This window comes from Mangrovibacterium marinum, from assembly GCF_003046625.1.
Lineage (GTDB): Bacteria > Bacteroidota > Bacteroidia > Bacteroidales > Prolixibacteraceae > Mangrovibacterium > Mangrovibacterium marinum.
This window is the reverse complement of sequence record NZ_QAAD01000012.1, coordinates 97,887-117,993: the sequence shown is the minus strand read 5'-3', so window position 1 is coordinate 117,993 and position 20,107 is coordinate 97,887. Positions and strand designations below refer to the sequence as shown.

At 46.7% G+C, this 20,107-nt stretch carries 20 protein-coding genes; 7 read left to right on the top strand and 13 right to left on the bottom strand.

All coding sequences use genetic code 11. The features are described from left to right. Window positions 1-232 precede the first annotated feature (232 nt). On the bottom strand, window positions 233-1,990 hold the full coding sequence (aspS, locus tag C8N47_RS12625; protein WP_107822920.1) for an aspartate--tRNA ligase: 1,758 nt from the start codon (window positions 1,988-1,990) through the stop codon (window positions 233-235). Between the two features lie 88 nt (window positions 1,991-2,078). Here aspS and C8N47_RS12620 point away from each other — a divergent pair, with 88 nt between their 5' ends. Next, window positions 2,079-2,522: a nucleoside deaminase gene (locus tag C8N47_RS12620; protein WP_281257130.1), complete on the top strand. Its 444-nt coding sequence runs from the start codon at window positions 2,079-2,081 to the stop codon at window positions 2,520-2,522. Between the two features lie 188 nt (window positions 2,523-2,710). Here C8N47_RS12620 and C8N47_RS12615 read toward each other — a convergent pair whose 3' ends face one another. Further along, the gene (locus C8N47_RS12615; RefSeq protein ID WP_107822919.1) at window positions 2,711-3,940 is read right to left on the bottom strand and encodes a 3-phosphoshikimate 1-carboxyvinyltransferase; all 1,230 of its coding nucleotides are present in this window, start codon (window positions 3,938-3,940) and stop codon (window positions 2,711-2,713) included. A 24-nt stretch (window positions 3,941-3,964) separates the two neighbouring features. Next, the gene (gene aroB, locus C8N47_RS12610) at window positions 3,965-5,035 is read right to left on the bottom strand and encodes a 3-dehydroquinate synthase (RefSeq protein ID WP_107822918.1); all 1,071 of its coding nucleotides are present in this window, start codon (window positions 5,033-5,035) and stop codon (window positions 3,965-3,967) included. A 94-nt stretch (window positions 5,036-5,129) separates the two neighbouring features. Here aroB and C8N47_RS12605 point away from each other — a divergent pair, with 94 nt between their 5' ends. Genes C8N47_RS12605 through C8N47_RS12595 form a run of 3 tightly spaced genes read left to right on the top strand, consistent with a single transcriptional unit; the run spans window position 5,130 to window position 8,106 of the window. After that, the gene (locus C8N47_RS12605; protein WP_107822917.1) at window positions 5,130-5,576 is read left to right on the top strand and encodes a hypothetical protein; all 447 of its coding nucleotides are present in this window, start codon (window positions 5,130-5,132) and stop codon (window positions 5,574-5,576) included. Between the two features lie 51 nt (window positions 5,577-5,627). Then, complete coding sequence (gene dprA, locus C8N47_RS12600; RefSeq protein WP_107822916.1) at window positions 5,628-6,734, top strand: DNA-processing protein DprA; 1,107 nt, start codon at window positions 5,628-5,630, stop codon at window positions 6,732-6,734. A 43-nt stretch (window positions 6,735-6,777) separates the two neighbouring features. Next, the gene (locus tag C8N47_RS12595) at window positions 6,778-8,106 is read left to right on the top strand and encodes a DEAD/DEAH box helicase (RefSeq protein ID WP_107822915.1); all 1,329 of its coding nucleotides are present in this window, start codon (window positions 6,778-6,780) and stop codon (window positions 8,104-8,106) included. A gap of 6 nt (window positions 8,107-8,112) precedes the next feature. Here C8N47_RS12595 and C8N47_RS12590 read toward each other — a convergent pair whose 3' ends face one another. The 6 genes from C8N47_RS12590 to C8N47_RS12565 form a co-directional block, all read right to left on the bottom strand. After that, window positions 8,113-9,903: a sensor histidine kinase gene (locus C8N47_RS12590; protein WP_107822914.1), complete on the bottom strand. Its 1,791-nt coding sequence runs from the start codon at window positions 9,901-9,903 to the stop codon at window positions 8,113-8,115. Window positions 9,904-9,931: 28 nt separating this feature from the next. Further along, window positions 9,932-10,498, bottom strand: coding sequence for a manganese efflux pump MntP (locus C8N47_RS12585; RefSeq protein WP_170111386.1), 567 nt, complete (start codon window positions 10,496-10,498; stop codon window positions 9,932-9,934). A 276-nt stretch (window positions 10,499-10,774) separates the two neighbouring features. Further along, the gene (locus C8N47_RS12580; RefSeq protein ID WP_211316131.1) at window positions 10,775-11,926 is read right to left on the bottom strand and encodes an alkaline phosphatase; all 1,152 of its coding nucleotides are present in this window, start codon (window positions 11,924-11,926) and stop codon (window positions 10,775-10,777) included. An 85-nt stretch (window positions 11,927-12,011) separates the two neighbouring features. After that, the gene (locus C8N47_RS12575; protein ID WP_211316130.1) at window positions 12,012-12,674 is read right to left on the bottom strand and encodes an AlbA family DNA-binding domain-containing protein; all 663 of its coding nucleotides are present in this window, start codon (window positions 12,672-12,674) and stop codon (window positions 12,012-12,014) included. A 36-nt stretch (window positions 12,675-12,710) separates the two neighbouring features. Further along, window positions 12,711-13,592, bottom strand: a complete 882-nt coding sequence (locus tag C8N47_RS12570) for a VIT1/CCC1 transporter family protein (protein WP_107822911.1) — start codon at window positions 13,590-13,592, stop codon at window positions 12,711-12,713. A 6-nt stretch (window positions 13,593-13,598) separates the two neighbouring features. Then, window positions 13,599-14,045 carry a GNAT family N-acetyltransferase gene (locus C8N47_RS12565; protein WP_107822910.1) on the bottom strand — a complete coding sequence of 149 codons (447 nt, stop codon included), beginning with the start codon at window positions 14,043-14,045 and terminating at the stop codon, window positions 13,599-13,601. A 73-nt stretch (window positions 14,046-14,118) separates the two neighbouring features. On the opposite strand from C8N47_RS12565, the gene yjjX reads away from it, so the two are divergent. After that, on the top strand, window positions 14,119-14,664 hold the full coding sequence (gene yjjX / locus C8N47_RS12560) for an inosine/xanthosine triphosphatase (RefSeq protein ID WP_107822909.1): 546 nt from the start codon (window positions 14,119-14,121) through the stop codon (window positions 14,662-14,664). Here the strand turns inward: yjjX and C8N47_RS12555 are convergent. Together C8N47_RS12555 and C8N47_RS12550 are read right to left on the bottom strand one after the other, a co-directional pair. Beyond that, a complete protein-coding gene (locus tag C8N47_RS12555) occupies window positions 14,661-14,975 on the bottom strand; it encodes a NifB/NifX family molybdenum-iron cluster-binding protein (RefSeq protein WP_107822908.1) in 315 nt (104 codons plus the stop codon). The genes yjjX and C8N47_RS12555 overlap by 4 nt on opposite strands. Before the next feature lie 11 nt (window positions 14,976-14,986). Next, complete coding sequence (locus C8N47_RS12550) at window positions 14,987-15,352, bottom strand: carboxymuconolactone decarboxylase family protein (protein WP_107822907.1); 366 nt, start codon at window positions 15,350-15,352, stop codon at window positions 14,987-14,989. Between the two features lie 319 nt (window positions 15,353-15,671). Here C8N47_RS12550 and C8N47_RS12545 point away from each other — a divergent pair, with 319 nt between their 5' ends. Together C8N47_RS12545 and C8N47_RS12540 are read left to right on the top strand one after the other, a co-directional pair. Then, window positions 15,672-16,130, top strand: a complete 459-nt coding sequence (locus C8N47_RS12545) for an SPOR domain-containing protein (protein WP_107822906.1) — start codon at window positions 15,672-15,674, stop codon at window positions 16,128-16,130. Window positions 16,131-16,133: 3 nt separating this feature from the next. Then, window positions 16,134-18,032, top strand: coding sequence for an amidophosphoribosyltransferase (locus C8N47_RS12540; RefSeq protein WP_107822905.1), 1,899 nt, complete (start codon window positions 16,134-16,136; stop codon window positions 18,030-18,032). A 169-nt stretch (window positions 18,033-18,201) separates the two neighbouring features. Here C8N47_RS12540 and glsB read toward each other — a convergent pair whose 3' ends face one another. Beyond that, window positions 18,202-19,158 (bottom strand): glycine N(alpha)-acyltransferase GlsB, encoded by a 957-nt coding sequence (gene glsB / locus C8N47_RS12535; protein WP_107822904.1) that lies wholly within the window; start codon window positions 19,156-19,158, stop codon window positions 18,202-18,204. An 86-nt stretch (window positions 19,159-19,244) separates the two neighbouring features. Then, window positions 19,245-20,075: a lyso-glycine lipid O-acyltransferase GlsA gene (gene glsA / locus C8N47_RS12530; protein ID WP_107822903.1), complete on the bottom strand. Its 831-nt coding sequence runs from the start codon at window positions 20,073-20,075 to the stop codon at window positions 19,245-19,247. Between the last annotated feature and the right edge of the window lie 32 nt (window positions 20,076-20,107).

Genomic DNA, 20,107 nt, shown 5'->3' with positions numbered 1-20,107 from the left:
AAATCATAGTACATCCTTTTTTTTGTGAAACATCAAGGATGTGAAAATCGAAAGAATAATCCCGAAAGCCTATACGTTATCGTGGAGACGGATACAGTTGTCGGGTTGTCGTTCCAGCTCTTGTCAAAAACAGTTATTGGCATTGCGAGGCAGCGCCTCTGAGGGTAAGACTTTCAGAAAGAATAAAAAAGGGAGCTGTAGGGCTCCCTTTGTTCATATCGAAATGAATGATCTATTCGTTCTCTTTGACGTCTAGTTTGATGTTCAGCTCATCCAATTGAGCATCTGCAATTGGCGAGGGAGCATCGTTCATTACGTCGCGTCCCGAGTTGTTTTTCGGGAAAGCAATGGTGTCGCGGATGCTATCGAGACCGCAGAATAACGACACCAAACGGTCGAATCCAAAGGCAATACCGGCGTGCGGTGGTGCTCCGTATTTGAAGGCACTCATCAGGAATCCGAACTGCGCTTCAGCTGATTCTTTTGTGAAGCCGAGCAAATCGAACATTTTAGCTTGCAAGTCCGAGTTAAAGATCCGGACTGAACCACCGCCGATTTCAACACCGTTAATAACCAGGTCGTAAGCATTAGCGCGAACTTTACCCGGATCAGTGTCCAGCAAGGGAATATCTTCGGGTTTGGGAGCCGTAAACGGGTGGTGCATGGCGTAATAACGCTGGGTTTCGTCGTCCCATTCCAACAGCGGGAAGTCCACAACCCAAAGCGGTGCAAATGTATTCTTGTCGCGCAAATTCAGTTGGTTCGCCATTTCCAGACGAAGTTCACCCAAGGCTTTCAATGTTTTGTCATGATCGCCCGAAAGAACCAAAATCAAGTCGCCGGCTTCAGCTCCGCAAGCTTTAGCCCACAGTTTCAGGTCTTCTTCACCATAGAACTTGTCGACTGATGATTTCAGGCTGCCATCGGCGTTGCACTTCAGGTAAACCATTCCTTTAGCCCCAATTTGCGGGCGTTTCACCCAATTGGTTAAGGCATCTAGCTGTTTGCGGGTATATTCGGCGCATCCTTTGGCACAGATTGCACCGATGAATTCAGCGTCATCAAAAACTTTAAAATCTTTTCCTTTAACGATTTGTGAAATGTCGTTGATCAGCATTTCGAAGCGAATGTCCGGTTTGTCGGATCCGTATTTCGACATGGCTTCCGAGTAAGGCATGCGAAGGAAATCACCTACTTCAATATTTTTCGTTGTTTTGAAAAGAGACTTTGTCAGTCCTTCAAATAAGTTTAAAACATCTTCCTGATCTACGAAGGACATCTCGCAGTCGATCTGCGTAAACTCGGGTTGACGGTCGGCACGCAAGTCTTCGTCGCGGAAACATTTTACAATCTGGTAGTAGCGGTCGAAGCCGGCAACCATTAACAATTGTTTGAAGATCTGCGGTGACTGGGGAAGAGCGTAAAACTCGCCTGGATTTAATCTCGAAGGTACAACAAAGTCGCGGGCTCCCTCGGGAGTCGATTTCATCAAAACCGGTGTTTCCGTTTCAATAAATTCACGTTCGTTCAGGTAGCTGCGTATTTCGTGAGCCATTTTCGAACGCAGAATCAGGTTTTCGCGAACCGGGTTGCGGCGCAAGTCCAGATAACGGTATTTCATCCGGATGTCGTCACCACCATCGCTTTCGTCTTCGATCGTAAACGGAGGCACCGCCGAAGGACTTAAAATAGTAAGTTTGGTCACTTCAATTTCGATGTCGCCGGTAGCGATATTTTTATTTTTGCTGCTTCGTTCGCGAACAATACCGGTTACCTGGATGACAAATTCGCGGCCCAGTTTCTTAATATTTTCTTTCAGCTCTGCTGATGAGTTCTCGTCAAAAACCAGTTGGGTGATCCCAAAACGGTCGCGTAAATCTACGAAAGTCATTCCGCCTAATTCGCGTTTGCGTTGTACCCATCCGGCCAGTGTAATTTCCTTAGCCTGATCTTCAATACGAAGTTCACCACAGGTGTGCGTTCTGTACATAATGGTCGATTCTTTTTGTTTGCCTGCAAAAATAAACAGTTTTTAGCAATTAAATTGGTAGGTTTGTCATTAATATTGAATTGATTTGATGATGCAGCTCTTTGATGATGTATACTTTATGAAGCGCGCGTTTCAGGAAGCCCAACTGGCCTACGAAAAAGGCGAGGTGCCCGTGGGGGCAGTCGTTGTTGCCAATAATAGGATTATTGCTCGTGCTCATAACCTGACCGAAACCTTGACCGATGTGACGGCTCATGCCGAGATGCAGGCTGTAACGGCAGCCGCTAATTTGCTTGGTGGAAAATATTTAAATGAGTGTACGCTTTACGTTACGCTGGAGCCTTGTGTGATGTGCGCCGGGGCCTTAGGCTGGGCACAGCTCGGGAAATTAGTGTATGGTGCCAGCGACGATAAAAGGGGGTTTAGCAAATTTGCACCAAAAGGACTTCATCCGAAAACAGATGTGGTTGCCGGAGTGATGGCCGACGACTGCGCCGATCTAATGACTGCTTTCTTTCAGGAACGACGCTAATCCGGTTGTTGATTATAAATGGTAATTTTTCGACGATGCTGTTGTCCTTGTTCTCAGAAGTTGTCGGGGTGTTGTGCCACATCTAATCAAAACCAGATATCGACCGCCTCTGGGTGGTAAGATTTTCACAGAAAAAGAGGCTGTGAAATGAATTTCCAGAGCCTCTTTTGTATATGTTGATGTAAATCTTAAGCTTCTTTCACTTCGAAGCCAACCAATTTTAAATCTTCGTAATAAGCCGGATAGGATTTGGTAACAACCATGGCGTCGTCAATCTCAACGGTGCCGAAGAAAGCCGCCGGGGCAAAAGCCAGCGCCATACGGTGATCGTGATAGGTTGAGATGAATGGAACTTCCTGTTTTTTAAATGGTAAGCTGCCATCCCAAGCCAATTCGCCGTGTTGTGGCTCGGTTAACTGAGCGCCGAACTTGGCTAACTCGTTTTGAAGGGCCGCAATTCTGTTTGTTTCTTTAATCTTCAAGGTTTCCAAACCGGTGAAATGGAACGGAACGCCTTTCATCACGCACAATACAGCCATTGTTTGGGCAATATCCGGGTTTTCGAGGAAGTCCAGATTCAGTTTTTTGGGTTGAATGTTGGCCGTTTTACGGATGATGATACCACCGTCGTAAAGCTCGCTCTCAACGCCAAAAGGCTTAAACCAAGGTGCAATGTTGCAGTCGCCCTGCAAGCTGATCAGGTGGAGATTCGGCAATTTTATCTCGCCTTCGTCAGCTAACGACAGGATTTCGTACCAGTACGAAGCTCCCGACCAGTCGCCTTCAACGGTGTACTCAATTGGCTTGTATGGCTGTTGGGGAATGCGGATTTCGTTGCCTTTAAAAATGGCGTCAACACCGAACTGCTTCATCAACTTTAAAGTCATTTCGATATAGGAACGCGAGGTGATGCGGTTTTTCAGACGCAGCGTTAGGCCATCTTCCAAAGTCGGAGCAATCATCAGCAAGGCCGAGATATACTGGCTGCTAATGCTGCCATCCAGTTCCAGAATCTTTCCTTTTAGGTGGGAGCCAAAAATACGCAAAGGCGGGAAGCCTTCATTTTCGACGTATTCGATTTTCGCGCCCAGTTCGTTCAGTGCATCAACCAACACTTTTATCGGGCGTTGTTTCATGCGCTCGGATCCGGTAACGACCCACTCGCCAACAATTTGCGAAAGAAAGGCGGTTAAAAAACGCATGGCTGTGCCGGCATGACCAATGTCGAACAAATTGGTGTTCGACTCCAAAACCTTTTTCAGTACTTTGGTGTCGTCGCTGTCCGAAAGGTTTTGAATTTCGTAAGGGCTGTAGCTCAGCGCGTGAATGATTAATGCCCGGTTGGCAATACTCTTGGAGGCCGGCAGATTGATGGTGCCGTAAACCTTTTTATCTTGTTTGGAAACTTGAAATTTCATAGTCGTCAAATCTGCAATAATGAATTAAATGCTTAGCTGGCGGTAAAGATCCAGTGCTTCAAAAATCAGTTCTTTGGGGCAATCCTGGTTAATTTCAACCTGGCCAATCGTTGGAATAAGGGTGAAGTTGATGCGGTTACCCTCGTTCTTTTTGTCGTGAGTCATCAACTCGTATAGTGCTTCGTAGTCGGCTTTGCTGATCTCGAACTTACCGTATTTTTGCAGCATCCAAACTGAAATGGACTGCAGGAGTTGCTCACTAAAACCACATTTTTTTGCCGAAAGGTAAAGCTCGGCAATCATTCCGTACACCACCGCGTGTCCGTGCAAAATAGGGCGGCCTTCATGCAGCGCGTAACTCTCAAAGGCATGACCAACTGTGTGACCAAAGTTCAAAGCCTTCCGAATGTTTTTCTCGGTCAGATCGTTCAAAACATGCCACTCTTTTACGGCCACCGAGTGTGCAATAATTTCTTGGAGCGATTCATAATTGATGTTGTTCAGGTCGTATTGCATCAATTCGTCCCAATGCTCCGGGCTTTTAATGAGGCCGTGTTTCAGCATTTCGGCATAGCCCGAGAGGAAGTTGTCGCCATCGATTGTTTTCAGAAAGTTGGTGTTGATGATCACCGCATCGGGTTCGTTGAAAACACCGATTTCGTTTTTCAAACCGTTGAAGTTGATGCCTGTTTTCCCACCAATCGACGCGTCGACCTGCGACAAAAGCGTGGTGGGGATGTTCACAAAGGCCATTCCGCGTTTGAAGGTTGAAGCGGCAAAGCCCCCCAAGTCGGTCAGCATACCGCCACCAATGTTGATGAGCAGTGATTTGCGATCCGCACCGTGCTTCGATAACATCTCCCATACCTTCTCAACCGATCTGATTGATTTGTTGTTTTCACCACCCTGAATGGTAACTGAACGAATGTTGTATTGGTCAATTAACGATTGAATAAGTGGTAAGCACAACTTTGCGGGAATTTCTTCCGTTAATAAGAATACTTTCCCGGCCGGATACGAGCCAATGATTTTCGCCAGTTCGGTTTCGATCTGTTGGGAAAAGATAATATTAGAATGTATTTTTGATGCTGTCATCGCCTCAGTTTTTGGTGCCGCAAAGTTAAAAAAAAATAGGAGCCTCGAGAATTTAAAAGCAATCGGAGGCAATTATTTACAAATCAAAAGTAAAATGGAGATATCGAATAAAAAACGGGTAGCAAAGATCAAACGTATTTTTAACCTGAGCATGCTGGTGCTGGTTTTGGTTACCCTGTTTTTTGCATGGAGAGACAATATGCTGGTGTTTGGAATATTCGCAGGGGTTGATGTACTGTTCTTCTTTGCATTTCAGTTTGCCAATGTGAATTACATCTACTATTGTTCTGATAGCGGCAAGATCCTGCTGCGTTATTACCCCATTCTTTCGATTTTTGGAAAGGACTACCGGTCGATCGAGTTTGACAAAAGCCTGCTTTATTTTGCGAAAATCAAGCGGATGGGGGCGTTGGCCGATCTGTATCTGGCCATAAAAACCAGTAAGGGAATTGCCGAATACCCCGAAGTTAGTCTGATGGGCCTTAGTAAGGACGAGGTAGCGATGATTGAACGCGACTTAAATGTGATGTTAAAACATTAACCTCTTGTCATTTGTCGTGAAAAGCTTTACCTTAACTGAAAGCTTTTCAGGATGTCCGAGCTCAATCAGTTGCCATATCATATCGCCTTATCGTTAATTCCCGGCATTGGCTGCATCAATGCCAAAAAGTTGATTGCCTATATGGGAAGTGTCCAGGCAATTTTTGAGGCGAGCGAAAGGATGCTTCTGAAAGTTCCCGGAATTGGTGCTGTTCTGGCCCGAAATATTGTTGAACACCGCGATTTGGAGCGCGGCCGGAAAGAGCTTGAGTTTCTGAACAAATATAAAATCAAAACCACCTGCTATTGGGACTCCGATTATCCAGGCCGCTTAAAACGTTGTGTCGACGCACCGTTGGTGTTGTTCTCCAAAGGAAACATTGCCTGGAACAGTGAGAAAATTGTCGCGATCGTTGGCACGCGAAATGCCACCGACTATGGCAAAAAGGTGTGCGATGAGCTTGTTGCTGCCATGGCCGAGCGGGGCGGTTATACGGTTGTAAGTGGCTTGGCTTATGGCATCGACTCGGCCGGACATAAAGCCTGCCTACAGCATGGCGTGCCAACCTGGGGCGTGCTGGCTCATGGGCTGGATACAATTTACCCCGCCTTACATCGCTCGCTGGCTGAGCGCATGTTGGTACAGGGAGGCGTGATAACCGATTTTTTGAGCCAGACCAAATTGGATCGGAATAATTTTTTGCGGCGAAACAGGATCGTTGCCGGCCTGGCCGATGCGACCATTGTTGTGGAGTCGGCAGCAAAGGGCGGCGCGTTGGTAACTGCCGATATTGCCGGATCGTACAACCGCGATGTGTTTGCCGTTCCCGGACGCATTGCTGATCCGTTTTCGCAGGGATGCAATGAGTTGATTCAGCAGAATAAGGCTTGTCTGATCCAAAGCTTGTCCGATCTGGAGTATTTTATGGGCTGGGAGAAATCGAAAGCAAAGTCATCTCATATCCAAAAACAGTTGTTTGTTGAGCTAACCACTGACGAACAGCAGCTGTTGAATAGTTTGACGAACGAGCCGGTTTATATCGATCAGCTGTGTCAAAAGGTGAATATGCCGATGGGAAAAGTGTCTTCCTTATTGCTCAATCTCGAGTTTAACGGTTTAGTATTGAGTTTGCCCGGTAAAATGTATCGCCTGAACTGAGACCGCAGTTTCGCATATCAATTTTTGCATATATCTTTGCAGCATGACAACTTTCGAAGATCTAAAAGTCAATAAATCAATTTTGAAAGCCCTCGCAGAGATCGGCTTCGAACAACCAACACCGATTCAGGAGAAAGCGATCCCGATGATTCGTTCCGGTGTTGATGTACTGGGTATCGCTCAAACCGGAACCGGAAAAACAGCCGCGTACCTGCTTCCGCTGTTTATGAAACTGGTGAAAGCCGAAGGTGAAGATCCGCGGGCATTGATTCTAGTGCCAACACGTGAGCTTTCAATTCAGGTTGGCGAGGACATTGAGGAGTTGACCACTTACAGCAACATCCGGCATGCGGCTGTGTATGGCGGTATTGGCTGGACCAAACATGCCGAGTTGATTGAACCGGGAATCGATATCCTGGTGGCTACGCCCGGACGACTGCTCGATTTGTACCAGGCCGGAGCGGTTTCCTTTAAAAAAATAAAAACCCTGGTGATCGACGAAGCAGATCGGATGCTGGATATGGGCTTTATGCCCCAAATTCGGAAGTTGCTCGAAATTATTCCCGTGAAGCGCCAAAACCTCTTGTTCTCGGCAACTTTCAACGAAAAGGTTGAAGAGATGAGCCACGAATTTTTGGACTTCCCGGAACGGGTTGAGGTTGCGCCATCAGCAACACCCGCTCAATCGGTGCAGCAGTCGTATTACAAAGTTCCCAACATACGCACCAAGTTAAACCTGATTCAACACCTGTTGCGCGATGAAGAAACCTACAGTCGGGTGATCATTTTTGTACGCACCAAGGAACATGCTGAAAGTGTTTTCAAGATCGTTAAGCGCAAAACCGAAGGCGAGAAACGGATTCTGCATTCCAATAAAGGGCAAAATACCCGCATCAATGCCATTAATGCGTTTAAAGACGGGGAGGTGCGGATTCTGATTTCAACGGATGTTTCGGCCCGTGGCCTCGATGTGAGTTTGGTTTCGCATGTGATTAATTTTGATTTGCCGCAGCGCTACGAGGATTATGTGCATCGCATTGGGCGTACCGCCCGGGCCAATAATTACGGCGAGGCGATCACCTTGATCAATCCGGCTGAAGAGTACCACCTATATAAAATAGAACAGATTATACGCATGGAGATTCCGGAACGCGAAATTCCCGAGGACGTTGAAATTCCGGCAACGCCAAAAGCTGAAAGTCAGGAGCAACTGCGGGAAATTGACCGGCAGAAAAAAGCTGAAGATCCGACTTTTAAGGGGGCATTTCATGAGAAAAAGCGTCGGCCCGGCGAAAGTAAATACAAGCCGGTCAATCCTCCGAAGCATCTGTCGAAGACCAAAAAGTTTCGCAAGGGACGGGGTAGGCGCTAAGACAGGCTAGTCGGTTGGTAAAATGAAGTAGAACAGGCAGCCTTCGCCGGGTATGGCGTTGCTGATTACGCCGGTTTCGCCGCCCAGCTTTTCAATAATCCGTTTTACGATTGAAAGGCCCAAACCTGTCCCTACAGCGTGGTTTGCGTCCAGACGGGTGTATTTGGTGAATAGTTTATGCTGATCGTCGGCCGACAAGCCACTGCCATTATCTTTGATCCAGTATTTAATTTTTCCTTCGGCATAAAGCTGTTCGGCACCCAGACGGATTACGGGTGGCTTTCCGCCGTATTTTATGGCGTTGCTGATAAAGTTTACCCATACCTCCTCGAGCCAGGCGGAGATTCCCGGGATGTCGGGAAGTTGGCGGTCAACAAGGATGCTTGCCTGGCTGCCGGCAATCAAATCATTTAAACGCGTCTTGGCTTCATCAACGATTAAATTCATATCAACCCGTTCTTTGGTGATGTCCTGTTGTCTGACGGTGGCCAGCGTCAATAGCTCGTCCATGATATAAAGGGTTTTGCGGGCCGAATTATTGATCAACCCGGCATATTGGCTGGCTGCTGTCAGTTCGTTCTCCTCAATTTCGGCACCAATCATTTCCGAGAGGCCAACAATGGAGCCAATGGTATTCTTCAGATCGTGGGCAACGGTGTGGGCAAAGCTGTCCAAATCTTCAATCAGCATTTCTTTTTCCTGGTTTTCCCGAAGCAGTTTGGCATTGCTTGCCATAATTGTTTCCTCGTGCCTTTTTATCGTGGTAATATCACGGGCGATGATTAGTTGTCCGCAGAGCATTTGGTTGCGGTCGAACAGTGCCGTGGAACGGAAGGAATAAAAGCATTTGTCCGTTTTCCCAGGTACGTAAAATGAGGCAGAAACAGCATCGGCATCCGGCCTTAGCCGGCTTATCAGTTCAATTTGCTGCGGAAACAAGTCGATCAGCTGTTGCCCGAGTAGTTCCTTTCTGGAACGACCAACCAGTTGGAGCATACTCGTATTAATATCGGCAACCCGGTTATTGCGATCGCAGAGCAGGAAGCCATCGCTCATGGCGTCAATCAACTTAGTGCGGGCAAAGGGTATCAGATCGACAGAGCCAAAGCGGATATTCACATAGATCAGGATGGCTCCTGTTGTGGAGAAAAACAGCGGTGTCCAGTCGAAGCCGGGAATGGGGTTCAGCTTGAAAACATAGATTAAATTCCCAAGGATGGGAATCAGGCAGGCGACGACCAATAGCCAGATGGACTCGTTGATTTGTTTGCTGTAGCGACGGATGAAATGAAACATGTTCACAAGTCCCAACGTGATAAAACCGTAGATAAACACATAAAGTAGCCAAAAGGCCGGTCCGTATTGGTAGATGCTCGTGTTGTGCTGCTCGTTGATTGTCATTGATTTCCAATGGAGCTGATGCCAGTCGTTGGTAAAGACCAATACGATGAACATTAGCGCAACGCTTATTAGCGGGAGTTTGATGCGCACCGATACCTTGTGTTCGCGGGATTTAAAGTTGATGGAAAAAAGATAAAACCAAACCGGAATGAACGTGATTCCCAGATAGGATAGTTGCGACCAGCGTAGCTTTAGGTTGGCTGTGGTCGCCGAGTATTCGAAGAAATAGCAGATTGTCCAAATCGCAATGGACGTTTGTAGCAGGGCCAGAAAGACAACGCCCGGAGCGCCCCGAAAGCGGTACAAAAACAAGGCAACCATCAACCCAGCGATGCCGGATAAAAGCAGAAACAGGCTTAACCCATTGATGGAGTAGTTGCTAATGAGGTAGGGCATAGTGACAAAAAATTAGATGAGCTTAACGCTAAGGCCAGAGATGAAGATGTTCAAGCAGAATTCGACAGCCAATTAATATCAGAATGACTCCTCCGACTATTTCGGCATGTTTGGAAACCTGGCTGCCCGATTTTTTTCCGATAAGCACCCCCAGCATGGAGGCGATAAAAGTAATGCTGCCAATGATGAGAACGGCCGGGGTGATGCGCTCCATCATCATGGCCATTCCAAAGCCAACGGCCATGGCATCGATGCTGGTGGCAAAGGCCAGCACCAAAGCAACTTTAAAAATCATCGGGTCCAGTCCGGTTCTTTCCTCTTTTGTTTTTCTGGTTTCCAGAATCATTTTCCCCCCAATCAGGCTTAGAAGCCCAAAGGCAATCCAGTGGTCTACCGGTTCGATAAATCGGCGGATGCTGTTCTCCAGCAGCCAGCCCAAAACGGGCATCGCGGCCTGAAAGACGGCCAAAAGAAAGGCCAGCTTTGCGGCCTGAAAAAATCGGATTTTGGGAAGGCTTAAGCCACTGCTGACCGATACGGCAAAGGAGTCGACCGATAAGCCCATGGCAAGCACGATGATGGTATAATAGTACATTCCGGATTGTCGTTTGAGCGGTAAAAATACGAAAAAGAGGCGAAGCTTGCTCCTGTATTTGGCGTAACAACCATCTTCGGAAAATTTACCGAACAATGCGTATGCTTTTAAATTAGTATGGTTATGGCGACGAAAGCAGCCTTTAGGAATGCGCTTGAAAAACGTTCTCCGGCTGGTTAAAGGTGCTTTGCGCAGGCTGTGCATTGCTCCAAAACAACAAACCCACGATTGCCGGCTGTGGGCGATCATGGGTTTGGAGCATCGCTTGGTGGGAGCTTACTGCGCCTGGATCAGCGAAATCAATTTTTTGCCAATATCTTCGTTCTTCATAATTCCGGTAAATTGGTCCGCAGCCGGTCCAAAGGCAAATACGGGCACCATTACTCCGCTGTGGCCGCCCCAGATAAATGAGCCATGCACCATTCCGGTTTGCATGTTGCCACCGGTGATGGCCATACCACCTGTTTCGTGGTCGGCTGTAACTACAATCAGTGTTTCCCGGTCGCGGGCCGCAAATTCCAGCGCATTGCCAATAGCCTGGTCAAAGTCGAGCATTTCTTCTACCACATAGTTGGTGTTGTTTTGGTGTCCGCCCCAGTCAATTTGTGATCCTTCAATCATGATGAAGAATCCTTTTTTGTTGTTATCCAAAATCTGAAGGGCCGTTTCGGTTGCACGGGGGAGCATATTGTCGCGCTCCGAAGCAACGGGGTTGTGCTCTGCAGCAGTCAGCCCTGCCAGCTTCCCGGATTTCACCTTCTCAATTTCATTCATATCCTGTAATACCAAGTATCCTTTGGCTTTCAGTTCGGCAGTCAGATCCTGGCCATCCTGGCGTTGGGTGAAGTGTTTGTAGCCACCGCCAATAAACACATCGATATCGGTTTTCAGAAAATCACCGGCAATGGCTTCGTACATGTTGCGCGACGGCTGGTGGGCAATAAAGGACGCCGGAGTAGCGTGAGTAATGGCCGAGGTTGAAACCAAACCGGTTGCTTTTCCTTTTTTTGCTGCTATTTCGAGCATGGTGGGGCGGGCAATTGTGTCGGTGTCAACGCCAATGGCACCATTGTACGTTCGGTACCCGCTGGATAAGGCCGTGCCGCCGGCAGCCGAGTCGGTAATATAATGGTCGGCCGACTGGGTTTCGGAAAAGCCAACGTGCTTGAAATTATTCAGAAAAAGCTTTCCGTGATTGGCCGTTAAGCCGGCAAAAACCTGGGCGGTTCCCATACCGTCGCCAATCATCAGGATAATGTTCTTCGGCTTTTTTGATTTTGGCGATTCGCGGAAGGTTTTCACCGGATAAGTGATGGTACCATGGTAAATTTTCAGCGAATCTTCTTTCGTGATTGTTTTGTAGTTTTCCTGAGCCAGCAGGTTGCCTGCCAGCAGAACGGCTAGAGCCAATAAAATCTGTCTTTTCATTTCAATTGTTTTTTTCAGAAGCGGTAAAAATAAGCTGCCTTATTGGTATCGCTATCAAGCATCTGTTACAAAAGTGTGAATCTTTTTAGTTTGATGGGGGCTGTTCCCAGCTCTCGCGGTCGAAATCGTCAGCCAGCGCATAGCTTATTTGTTTTTCACCCAAAACGATTTTCAGAATACCCACGACAATGAAATCGGATAGAATAGCTTCGGCTGCGCGATAGGTGATTCCGGCTTTGCGCGCGTAGGCCGACTGGGTGATGCTCGCTTGCCGGGAAAGGTAGTCGAGCAAAAACTTTTCATCCTTCGAGTAGTTGATGAAAACTCCTTTGGGGCGCTTTTGTTTGCGCCAAACTTCAATCATCACTTTGTTGGCCAGTTTGTTTTCGTCGTGGTGACGGTAATAAGCCCACCATTTATTTTCATCGTCTTTGGCAAAGTGGGGTTTGTTGGGGCTGCTTTCAACAATAATCTCCAGCACCACCTTGTTGTCCACCAGGTGCTGGCGAGAGCTGAATTCAATCTCCGGTTTGCTGAAAATCTTCGCTGCCGACTCAATCATATAGTATTCTTCGTCGGAGCGTATACCGGCAATATTGCCGTTATCTTTCACCCCGATCAGCAGTCGTCCTCCATCGGTATTGGCAAAGGCAACCAGCGATTTGGCTATTTTTCGCGAGTCGCTGATACAGTATTTGAAATCCTGCTTTTGGTGCTCTCCCTCCAGGATCATCTTCATCAATTTCATAGGATTAACTATAGCCGGGTTGGCAAGCCCGGATTGTTAAATGTCGATGTTGAACAAGATTCGAACCAAATAGCCCAAACCGAACGAGATTAATCCCACCACCGTACTGAGGGCTACCATTTCGCCAAAGCGTTTGCGGAAGGGCTGGTCGTTGGCAACCGATATGTAATAGCTGTAAACCAGCACGACGAAAACCGAATCGATAACCGAGGCGATCAGCGCCATAAACGGGGAGCTGAAAACCAGGTAGGGCACCACCAGAAATACAACGGCAACAATGTAGGCCAAGCCGGTCCAGAAAGCCGATTTTAGTGCTCCCTCGTGGTTGCCTTCCGACTTGTGCGATAGGTACTCGGACGAGGACATGGACAGGGCGCCTGAAATTCCGGCAATAATCCCGGCCAAAGCAACAAGAGTGGTATTTTGAAGCGCAAAGGTTAAGCCGGCCAGCGTTCCCAGAATCTCCACCAACGCATCGTTTAAGCCCAATACAATGGACCCGATGTACTCCAGTTTTTCTTCTTTGATCATGGCAATCAGCTGGTTCTCGTGTTCGGTTTCTTCCTGTCCTATTTTTGTGGCTTCCGGGATCTCCTGGCCGATTTCGGCGTAGTTTACCTTAGCACTGTTTTCCGCTTTTTCCATCAGCTTCACCCCAAAGGTTAAGCCAAATAGCCGTGCAATCCAGTAGAACTTGCTGATTTCCCATTGGCTGGGTTCCACTTCCCGGTCGGTATATTTCTTCCAGATATGATAGTGGCGCAGCTCATCCTCGGCAATTTTTTGTAGTGTCTCCGCATTTTCAGGGTCTTTGGTCTTTTGGGCCAACTGGCTGTAAATGTGGTATTCGGTAATCTCGTTTCGCTGTGCAATAATCAATTGCTTGCGTGTTTCTGGTGAAAGGCTTTTTCGTTCCATGATGCATTATTTTAGCCACTCATATAACAGATAGTGGTCGGCAGTCATTCCTGCTTTTTGGTAAACAAGTTGTGCTGTTTGGTTGGATTTGTCGGCATACAAACGGATGCCTTTCAGTTGATCGTTTTGCTCAACGATGCGGCGAATGTGGCTGTACATGGCCGAATAAACGCCTTGTTGGCGAAACTCCCGACTTACGTAAACCGATTGAATCCAGAGCACGGTTCCGTTGCGCCAGTCGCTCCACTCAAAGGTGGTGAGCAAGGATGCAACGATGTTGCCTTCTTGTTCTGCAACGTAGTAGATTCCTTTTGACGGGTCGTCGAAAACAGCTTGAACACCTTGGTCAAGCACCGTGTTGTCCAGCTGAAGGTTTTCGGTTTCCCAAGCCATGGCTTGTTGGAATCTTGCAATGGTGCCGGCGTCCTGAGGTTGAGCTTTTCGAATAAGCATTCCTGAAAATTTTAAATTTGAATATTCAGCAAGTAAAGGTAGCTTTATTGCCGAAAACAGATTATGATATCAAATGAAAGTTGTTGTTGCCTCCCAAAACCCGGTCAAAGTTAATGCAGTGTTAAAGTCTTTTCGACAGTGCTGGCCCAACAAAATCGAAGGGAAAGCCATTTCGGTTGCGTCCGGTGTGCCGGATCAGCCCATGGGTGAAGAAGAAACCCGGCAGGGCGCTGTTAACCGGGCCCGGGCCGCTCGGGAACTGGTGCCCTCCGCTGATTTTTATGTGGGTGTTGAAGGTGGTGTACAGCAGATCGGTGAACGTTTGTTTGCATTCGCCTGGATTGCCGTTTCGAACCACGAGACAGTCTCTCTGTCCCGCACCGGAGCATTTGAACTGCCACCCCAACTCAGCCGTCTGGTTATGGAAGGTATGGAACTGGGCGATGCGGACGACCTGATTTTTAAAACCAAAAACTCCAAACAACAAAACGGCGCCGTTGGGCTGCTCACGCGAGATCTGGTTACGCGCCAAAGCCTCTACGAACAAGCTGTTTTGCTGGCATTAATTCCTTTTTTGAATGAACAGTTATATCCGCAAAGCCAAAACCAGTTATCCTAGCGATTTAGGTTCATTTTTTTGAGGATGTGCAGCAAGGCAATTTTATCTTCCGAAAGCATGATCAGCTGAATTTTAAATTCATCCAGCTTGGCTTTGGCCTTTGGGCCAATCTCGCCGGTAACAATTCGGTTGACGTTGTGCTCTTTCAAAAAATTTACCAGACGCGGCCCGATGTTGCTTTCTTCGTTGCAAAACGGATTGCTGACAAAACGACTGGTCTCGCCATCGGTTAAAAGAAAATAAGGAGCACGACCGAAACGAAGGTCCATACTCGAGGTCAGTTTTTTGTCTGTTGCGCTAATTGCAATCATGCTGTGATATTTTAAGGGTGGATATTTGTGGCTGTTTTTTCGTTTAGAGCCTCCCAGTATTCAACTGCGCGGCGTGTATGGGGAATAACAATTGTTCCGCCAACAAGGTTTGCAATTGAGAAAACTTCAAAAATCTCTTCGTTGCTGATTCCCTGTTCGTAACATTTTTCGAGATGATATTTGATGCAGTCGTCGCAGCGCAAAACCATCGACGATACCAAGCCCAGCATCTCTTTGGTGGCTACCGGCAGGGCTCCTTCCTGGTAGGCTAGCGTGTCGATGCTGTATATTCTTTTGAGAACCTTGTTGTTGGATCCCAGGATCTTTTCATTCATCTTTTCCCGGTATGCCCCGAAATCGTCAATCAAATCAGTCATTCTTTTGCGTCGTTGGTGTGTTTTCCTTCCCTGTTTTTTGTTCTTCCATCAAAACTAATATTTGGATCCGATAATCAGTAGCAAAAAGTTCTTTTTTCTTTTTAATGTCGAAAAATCGGTATTCCGACGGGTGTTGCGGTGCGCTGCTTTTGTATTTGCCCGTGTGGAAGGACCGTTCTGGCTATCATTGAATTGATTAAGCCGGAAAAGGACGGCAGATTGGAGTGTGAAGTTTTTTCTAATTTGTGGTTTATTCCACCAAATCGGTTCTTGTATTAAATCAATTACAGCTATATTTGCCCCTTTAAAAGTCGCCTCTATGAAGTTATTAATTGTCGGGATTATTATCTGTTTGTTTCATTTGAGCAGCGCTGCTCAGGAGAATCCCTACAAGCCTGTTCAAACTTCCCCAAAAAATACAATTCTTGATCCTGCCGTGATTCAGCAGGACAGTCGGATTGATAGTTTGTTGGTTGTGCATAAGGAAATGAATAAGCGCAAAAACGGAGCCGACGGCTATCGTCTCGAGATTTTCTTTAGCTCGGGCGTGGGGGCGCGAGCCAAAGCCATGGAGGTGCGAACCGATTTCCTGAAAAACTATCCCGACATTCCGGCCTATATGTCCTTTTCGAGCCCTGATTTTAAAATTAGAATTGGCGACTGCCGGACAAAAAGTGAAGCATTGCAGTTAAAAGAGAGAATAAAGAAAAGTTATCCGAACGCTTTTTTGGTGCCGGATATCATTCAATTTCCCAAACTATACACAGATTCAAATTAAGTAATGAGTGAGTTAATTAAACACGAGTGTGGTATTGCCCTGATTCGGTTGAGAAAGCCATTGAGTTATTATCAGGAAAAGTATGGTACCTGGCAATATGGCTTAAACAAGCTTTACCTGTTGATGGAAAAGCAACATAATCGCGGGCAGGATGGAGCCGGAGTGGTTAGTGTTAAGTTGAATTTGAAACCGGGACAGGAGTATATTCATCGTTATCGCTCGGTTGAGCAAAACCCAATTAAAGATGTTTTTGACAAAGTTGGGAAGCCGGTGAAAAAGGCGATGAAAGCCGGAAAAGATATTAACAACCTGAACTGGGTTTACGATAATATGCCCTTCGCCGGTGAGTTGTATCTGGGACACTTGCGTTACGGAACTTTTGGAAACAACAGCATTGAATTTGTTCACCCGGTGATGCGCCAAAATAACTGGAAGTCGCGGACCCTGGTGCTGGCCGGTAACTTCAACCTGACCAATACCGATGAGCTGTTTCAGCGTTTGATCGATTTGGGACAACATCCCAAAAATTACACCGATACGGTAACGGCGCTCGAAAAGGTCGGCCACTTTCTGGACGAGGAAAACCAATTCCGTTTCCGTCAATATAAAAATGAAGGGTTCTCTAATCGCGAGATCTCTCCCTTGATTGAGAAAACGCTCGATGTTCAAAGCATAGTTGAGAATGCCAGCAAGGATTGGGACGGAGGTTATGCAATGGCCGGCTTAATTGGTCATGGCGATGCTTTTGTAGCCCGCGATCCGTGGGGAATCCGTCCGGCTCACTATTATATCGACGACGAAGTTGTGGTGGTCGCTTCGGAGCGTCCGGTTATTCAAACCGTGATGGATGTGAAAGGTGAAGATGTGCATCAGATTAAACCGGGCGAAGCGCTGATTATTAAGAAGGACGGAAGTGTGTCGACGCAATTTGTGCGTGTACCACATAAACGCAAGTCTTGTTCGTTCGAGCGCATCTATTTTTCGCGAGGTAGCGATAAGGATATTTACCAGGAGCGTAAAGCGTTGGGGCATTTGTTGGCGCCGACTATTCTGGAGGCGATCAATTTCGATGTGAAGAATACCGTGTTTTCATACATCCCAAATACATCCGAAACAGCCTTTTATGGCTTGGTGAAAGGCGTTCGCGATCATCTGATGGTTTGGAAAAAGGAACAAATCCGAATTAAAAACGGAAATATTACCGAAGAAGATCTCGAGAATATCATCTCGTTAGAGCCTCGTGTTGAGAAGATTGCAATTAAAGATGTTAAGCTTCGTACCTTTATTGCCGACGACGCCAGTCGCGACGATTTGGTAGCACACGTGTACGACGTTACTTACGGGGTGATTAGAGAAAATGAGGATACACTGGTGATTATCGACGACTCGATTGTGCGTGGTACGACCCTGAAAAAGAGTATCCTGAAGATCTTGGATCGTCTGAGTCCGAAAAAGGTTATTGTGGTTTCGTCAGCACCTCAAATTCGTTACCCCGACTGCTACGGAATCGATATGGCCGAACTAGGTAAATTTATTGCCTTCAATGCAGCCATAGAATTGTTGAAAGATCACGATAAACAACATATCATCGACGAGGTTTATAGTAAGTGTAAAGCTCAGGAAAACCTGCCGAAAGAAGAAATTGTGAACTACGTTAAAGAGATTTATCGTCCGTTTACCCCCGAGCAGGTGTCGGCAAAAATCGCCGAACTGTTGAAGCCCGAAGGTTGTCGTGCCGAGATCGATATCGTTTATCAAACGGTTGAGAATCTGCATAAAGCCTGCCCGAACGATACCGGCGACTGGTATTTTACCGGCGATTATCCAACTCCGGGTGGTAATAAAGTGGTCAATACATCTTTCATTAACTTTGTTGAAGGATTCAAGGGAAGAGCTTATTAAACGTTACGTTGACAGACATAAAAAAAAGCAGGCCGAAAGCCTGCTTTTTTTATGTCTGTTTATTTGAGTGCTGATCTTTTTCTTCGGTTAATAAGCTAGTCGGTTTATGAAACGTTCAGCCTTTCGAACGCTGAATGTGACCGCTTATCCGGATTCGCCCCAATTGGTATTACTTAATTTCGGGGAAGGCGTCGCCTTTGTCTTTAATGTAGGTTTCAATATGGCGGTCGCGCTTGGCATCGTAAATATCTTTAATGGTTACGATGATGCCTGTTTCTTCAACATCGCCAAAGCGATCGTTCAACACTGTTCCGAAAGTTCGCATCGAGGGGCTCAAATTCATGTAGGCATTTACCAACGGGGGAATATTTTCGCCCAGTTCGCGTACTTTTTGCGTTAATATACGGTAATCTTCGTTGTAGGAACCACCGCAGAAAATTGCCGAAATCTTTTCTTGATCCAGGTGCAGGTCGATTGACTTTTTCGGGTAAACCAGATTCTCGGAATCGTGAAAGTATTTGTCGAAAAAGAACAAAATCAGGTTTCGCGCTTCAATGTTGAAGTGCGTGTACATGGTCACCTTGCCAAAAAAGTATTTGATTTCGGGGTGATCAACCGTCAGAGCTCCTAATCCATCCCAGAGGTTATCGAGGGCAAACAGAGCTTTGGCTCCTGCTTTACTCGATTGGTAGGCCGGTTGCACAAATGAACGTCCCAGCTCTAGGGTGTAGGGCATATAATCTTTCAGAAATTTTTCGGAAAAGTGAAATAAGCGGGCTGTTGCCAGCTCAACTTCTCCGTTTTCGTCCATGGGTAGTCCGTCGCAAATCAAATAGCGATATCCTCCCAGGATTTCCTGGGCGTCAGGATCCCAAACAATGAGTTGTTTGTATGGTTTTTCCTGCGTATCGTATTGGTCGATGTCCAGATCTTTTCCGGTTCCGCCGCCGGCATCTCTAAATGTAATTTCCCGTAAACGTCCGATTTCGTGCATCAGATTGGGCGAATCGTGGTGTGTTACCACGTATATCTCATTGGCACCCTTGTTTGTTTTTCGCAGAAGCTTTTCCGGGGTTAGTTCTGCCAAAAGAGCTTCCTTTGCTAGAGGTGCAGCAATTTCCTTCATAATCTCTATGCTTGGTTTAAATGATTTACAAAACTATAAAAAAATATTTACAGTCGCTTTGGCTGGCACTCGATTTAAAGTAGGCTTTAAGTGGGAAGTTGATAAAGGATTCGGCGTACCTCGTCGGCCCATTCTTTGGGGTTTTTGCTGTTGTCGAAAGTGGCGTGAGGAATGGGTTTTCCAAACGTGAGTTTAAATGTTCTGCCTTTCTGATTGAAGGTCTCGTCGGCCAGATAGAACATCTCGATATTCCATTTTATGCCGATAGCCTTTCTGAAATTGGAAAGGCGGTAGAAGAAATTCGAATTTTGGCCGCTGATGTGTACCGGGATCACATCGCGTTGGTGTTCAACCGCCTTTTGGATGAAGTGCTTTTTCCACTCGGTGTCGGTCACCTGGCCCTTTATTTTACGGCTCGCTAGTCCCGATGGAAAGATCAGGACTTGTTTGTCCGACCGGTAAGTTTCCTCAATTTGCCGGGCCACCATCCGGCTGTGGGCTCCGTGCTTGTTGATGGGCACAAAAAGAGGAGCCAGTGGCTTTATTTGCATTAAAACGTCGTTGACCAGAAAGCGCAGCTCTCCCAGCTTTTGGTATACATTGCTCATAAAAAGCAGCGAGTCGAATCCGCCCAAGGGGTGGTTGGCAACAAATATGAAGCGTCCCTGATCCGGAATGTTCTCCAGCCCGCTAACTTCCTCGTGAACCCCGAAATATTCAATCGACTTCTGAACAAATTCAATTCCTTCAAGATGCCCGTATTTTTCAATAATCTCGTTGCACTCGTCAACGTGTACAATGCGGTTGATGTATTTATAAATGAAGCGGGGGAGTAAGGCCGCCAGTCGCGGGTTCTTCTCGTTGAAAAGTTTCTTGAGATCGATCGGTTTTAGTTTGTTATTCTCGTGCTCTGCCATGCGTTCAGCGTATTTCAGTCGAAAATAGAAAA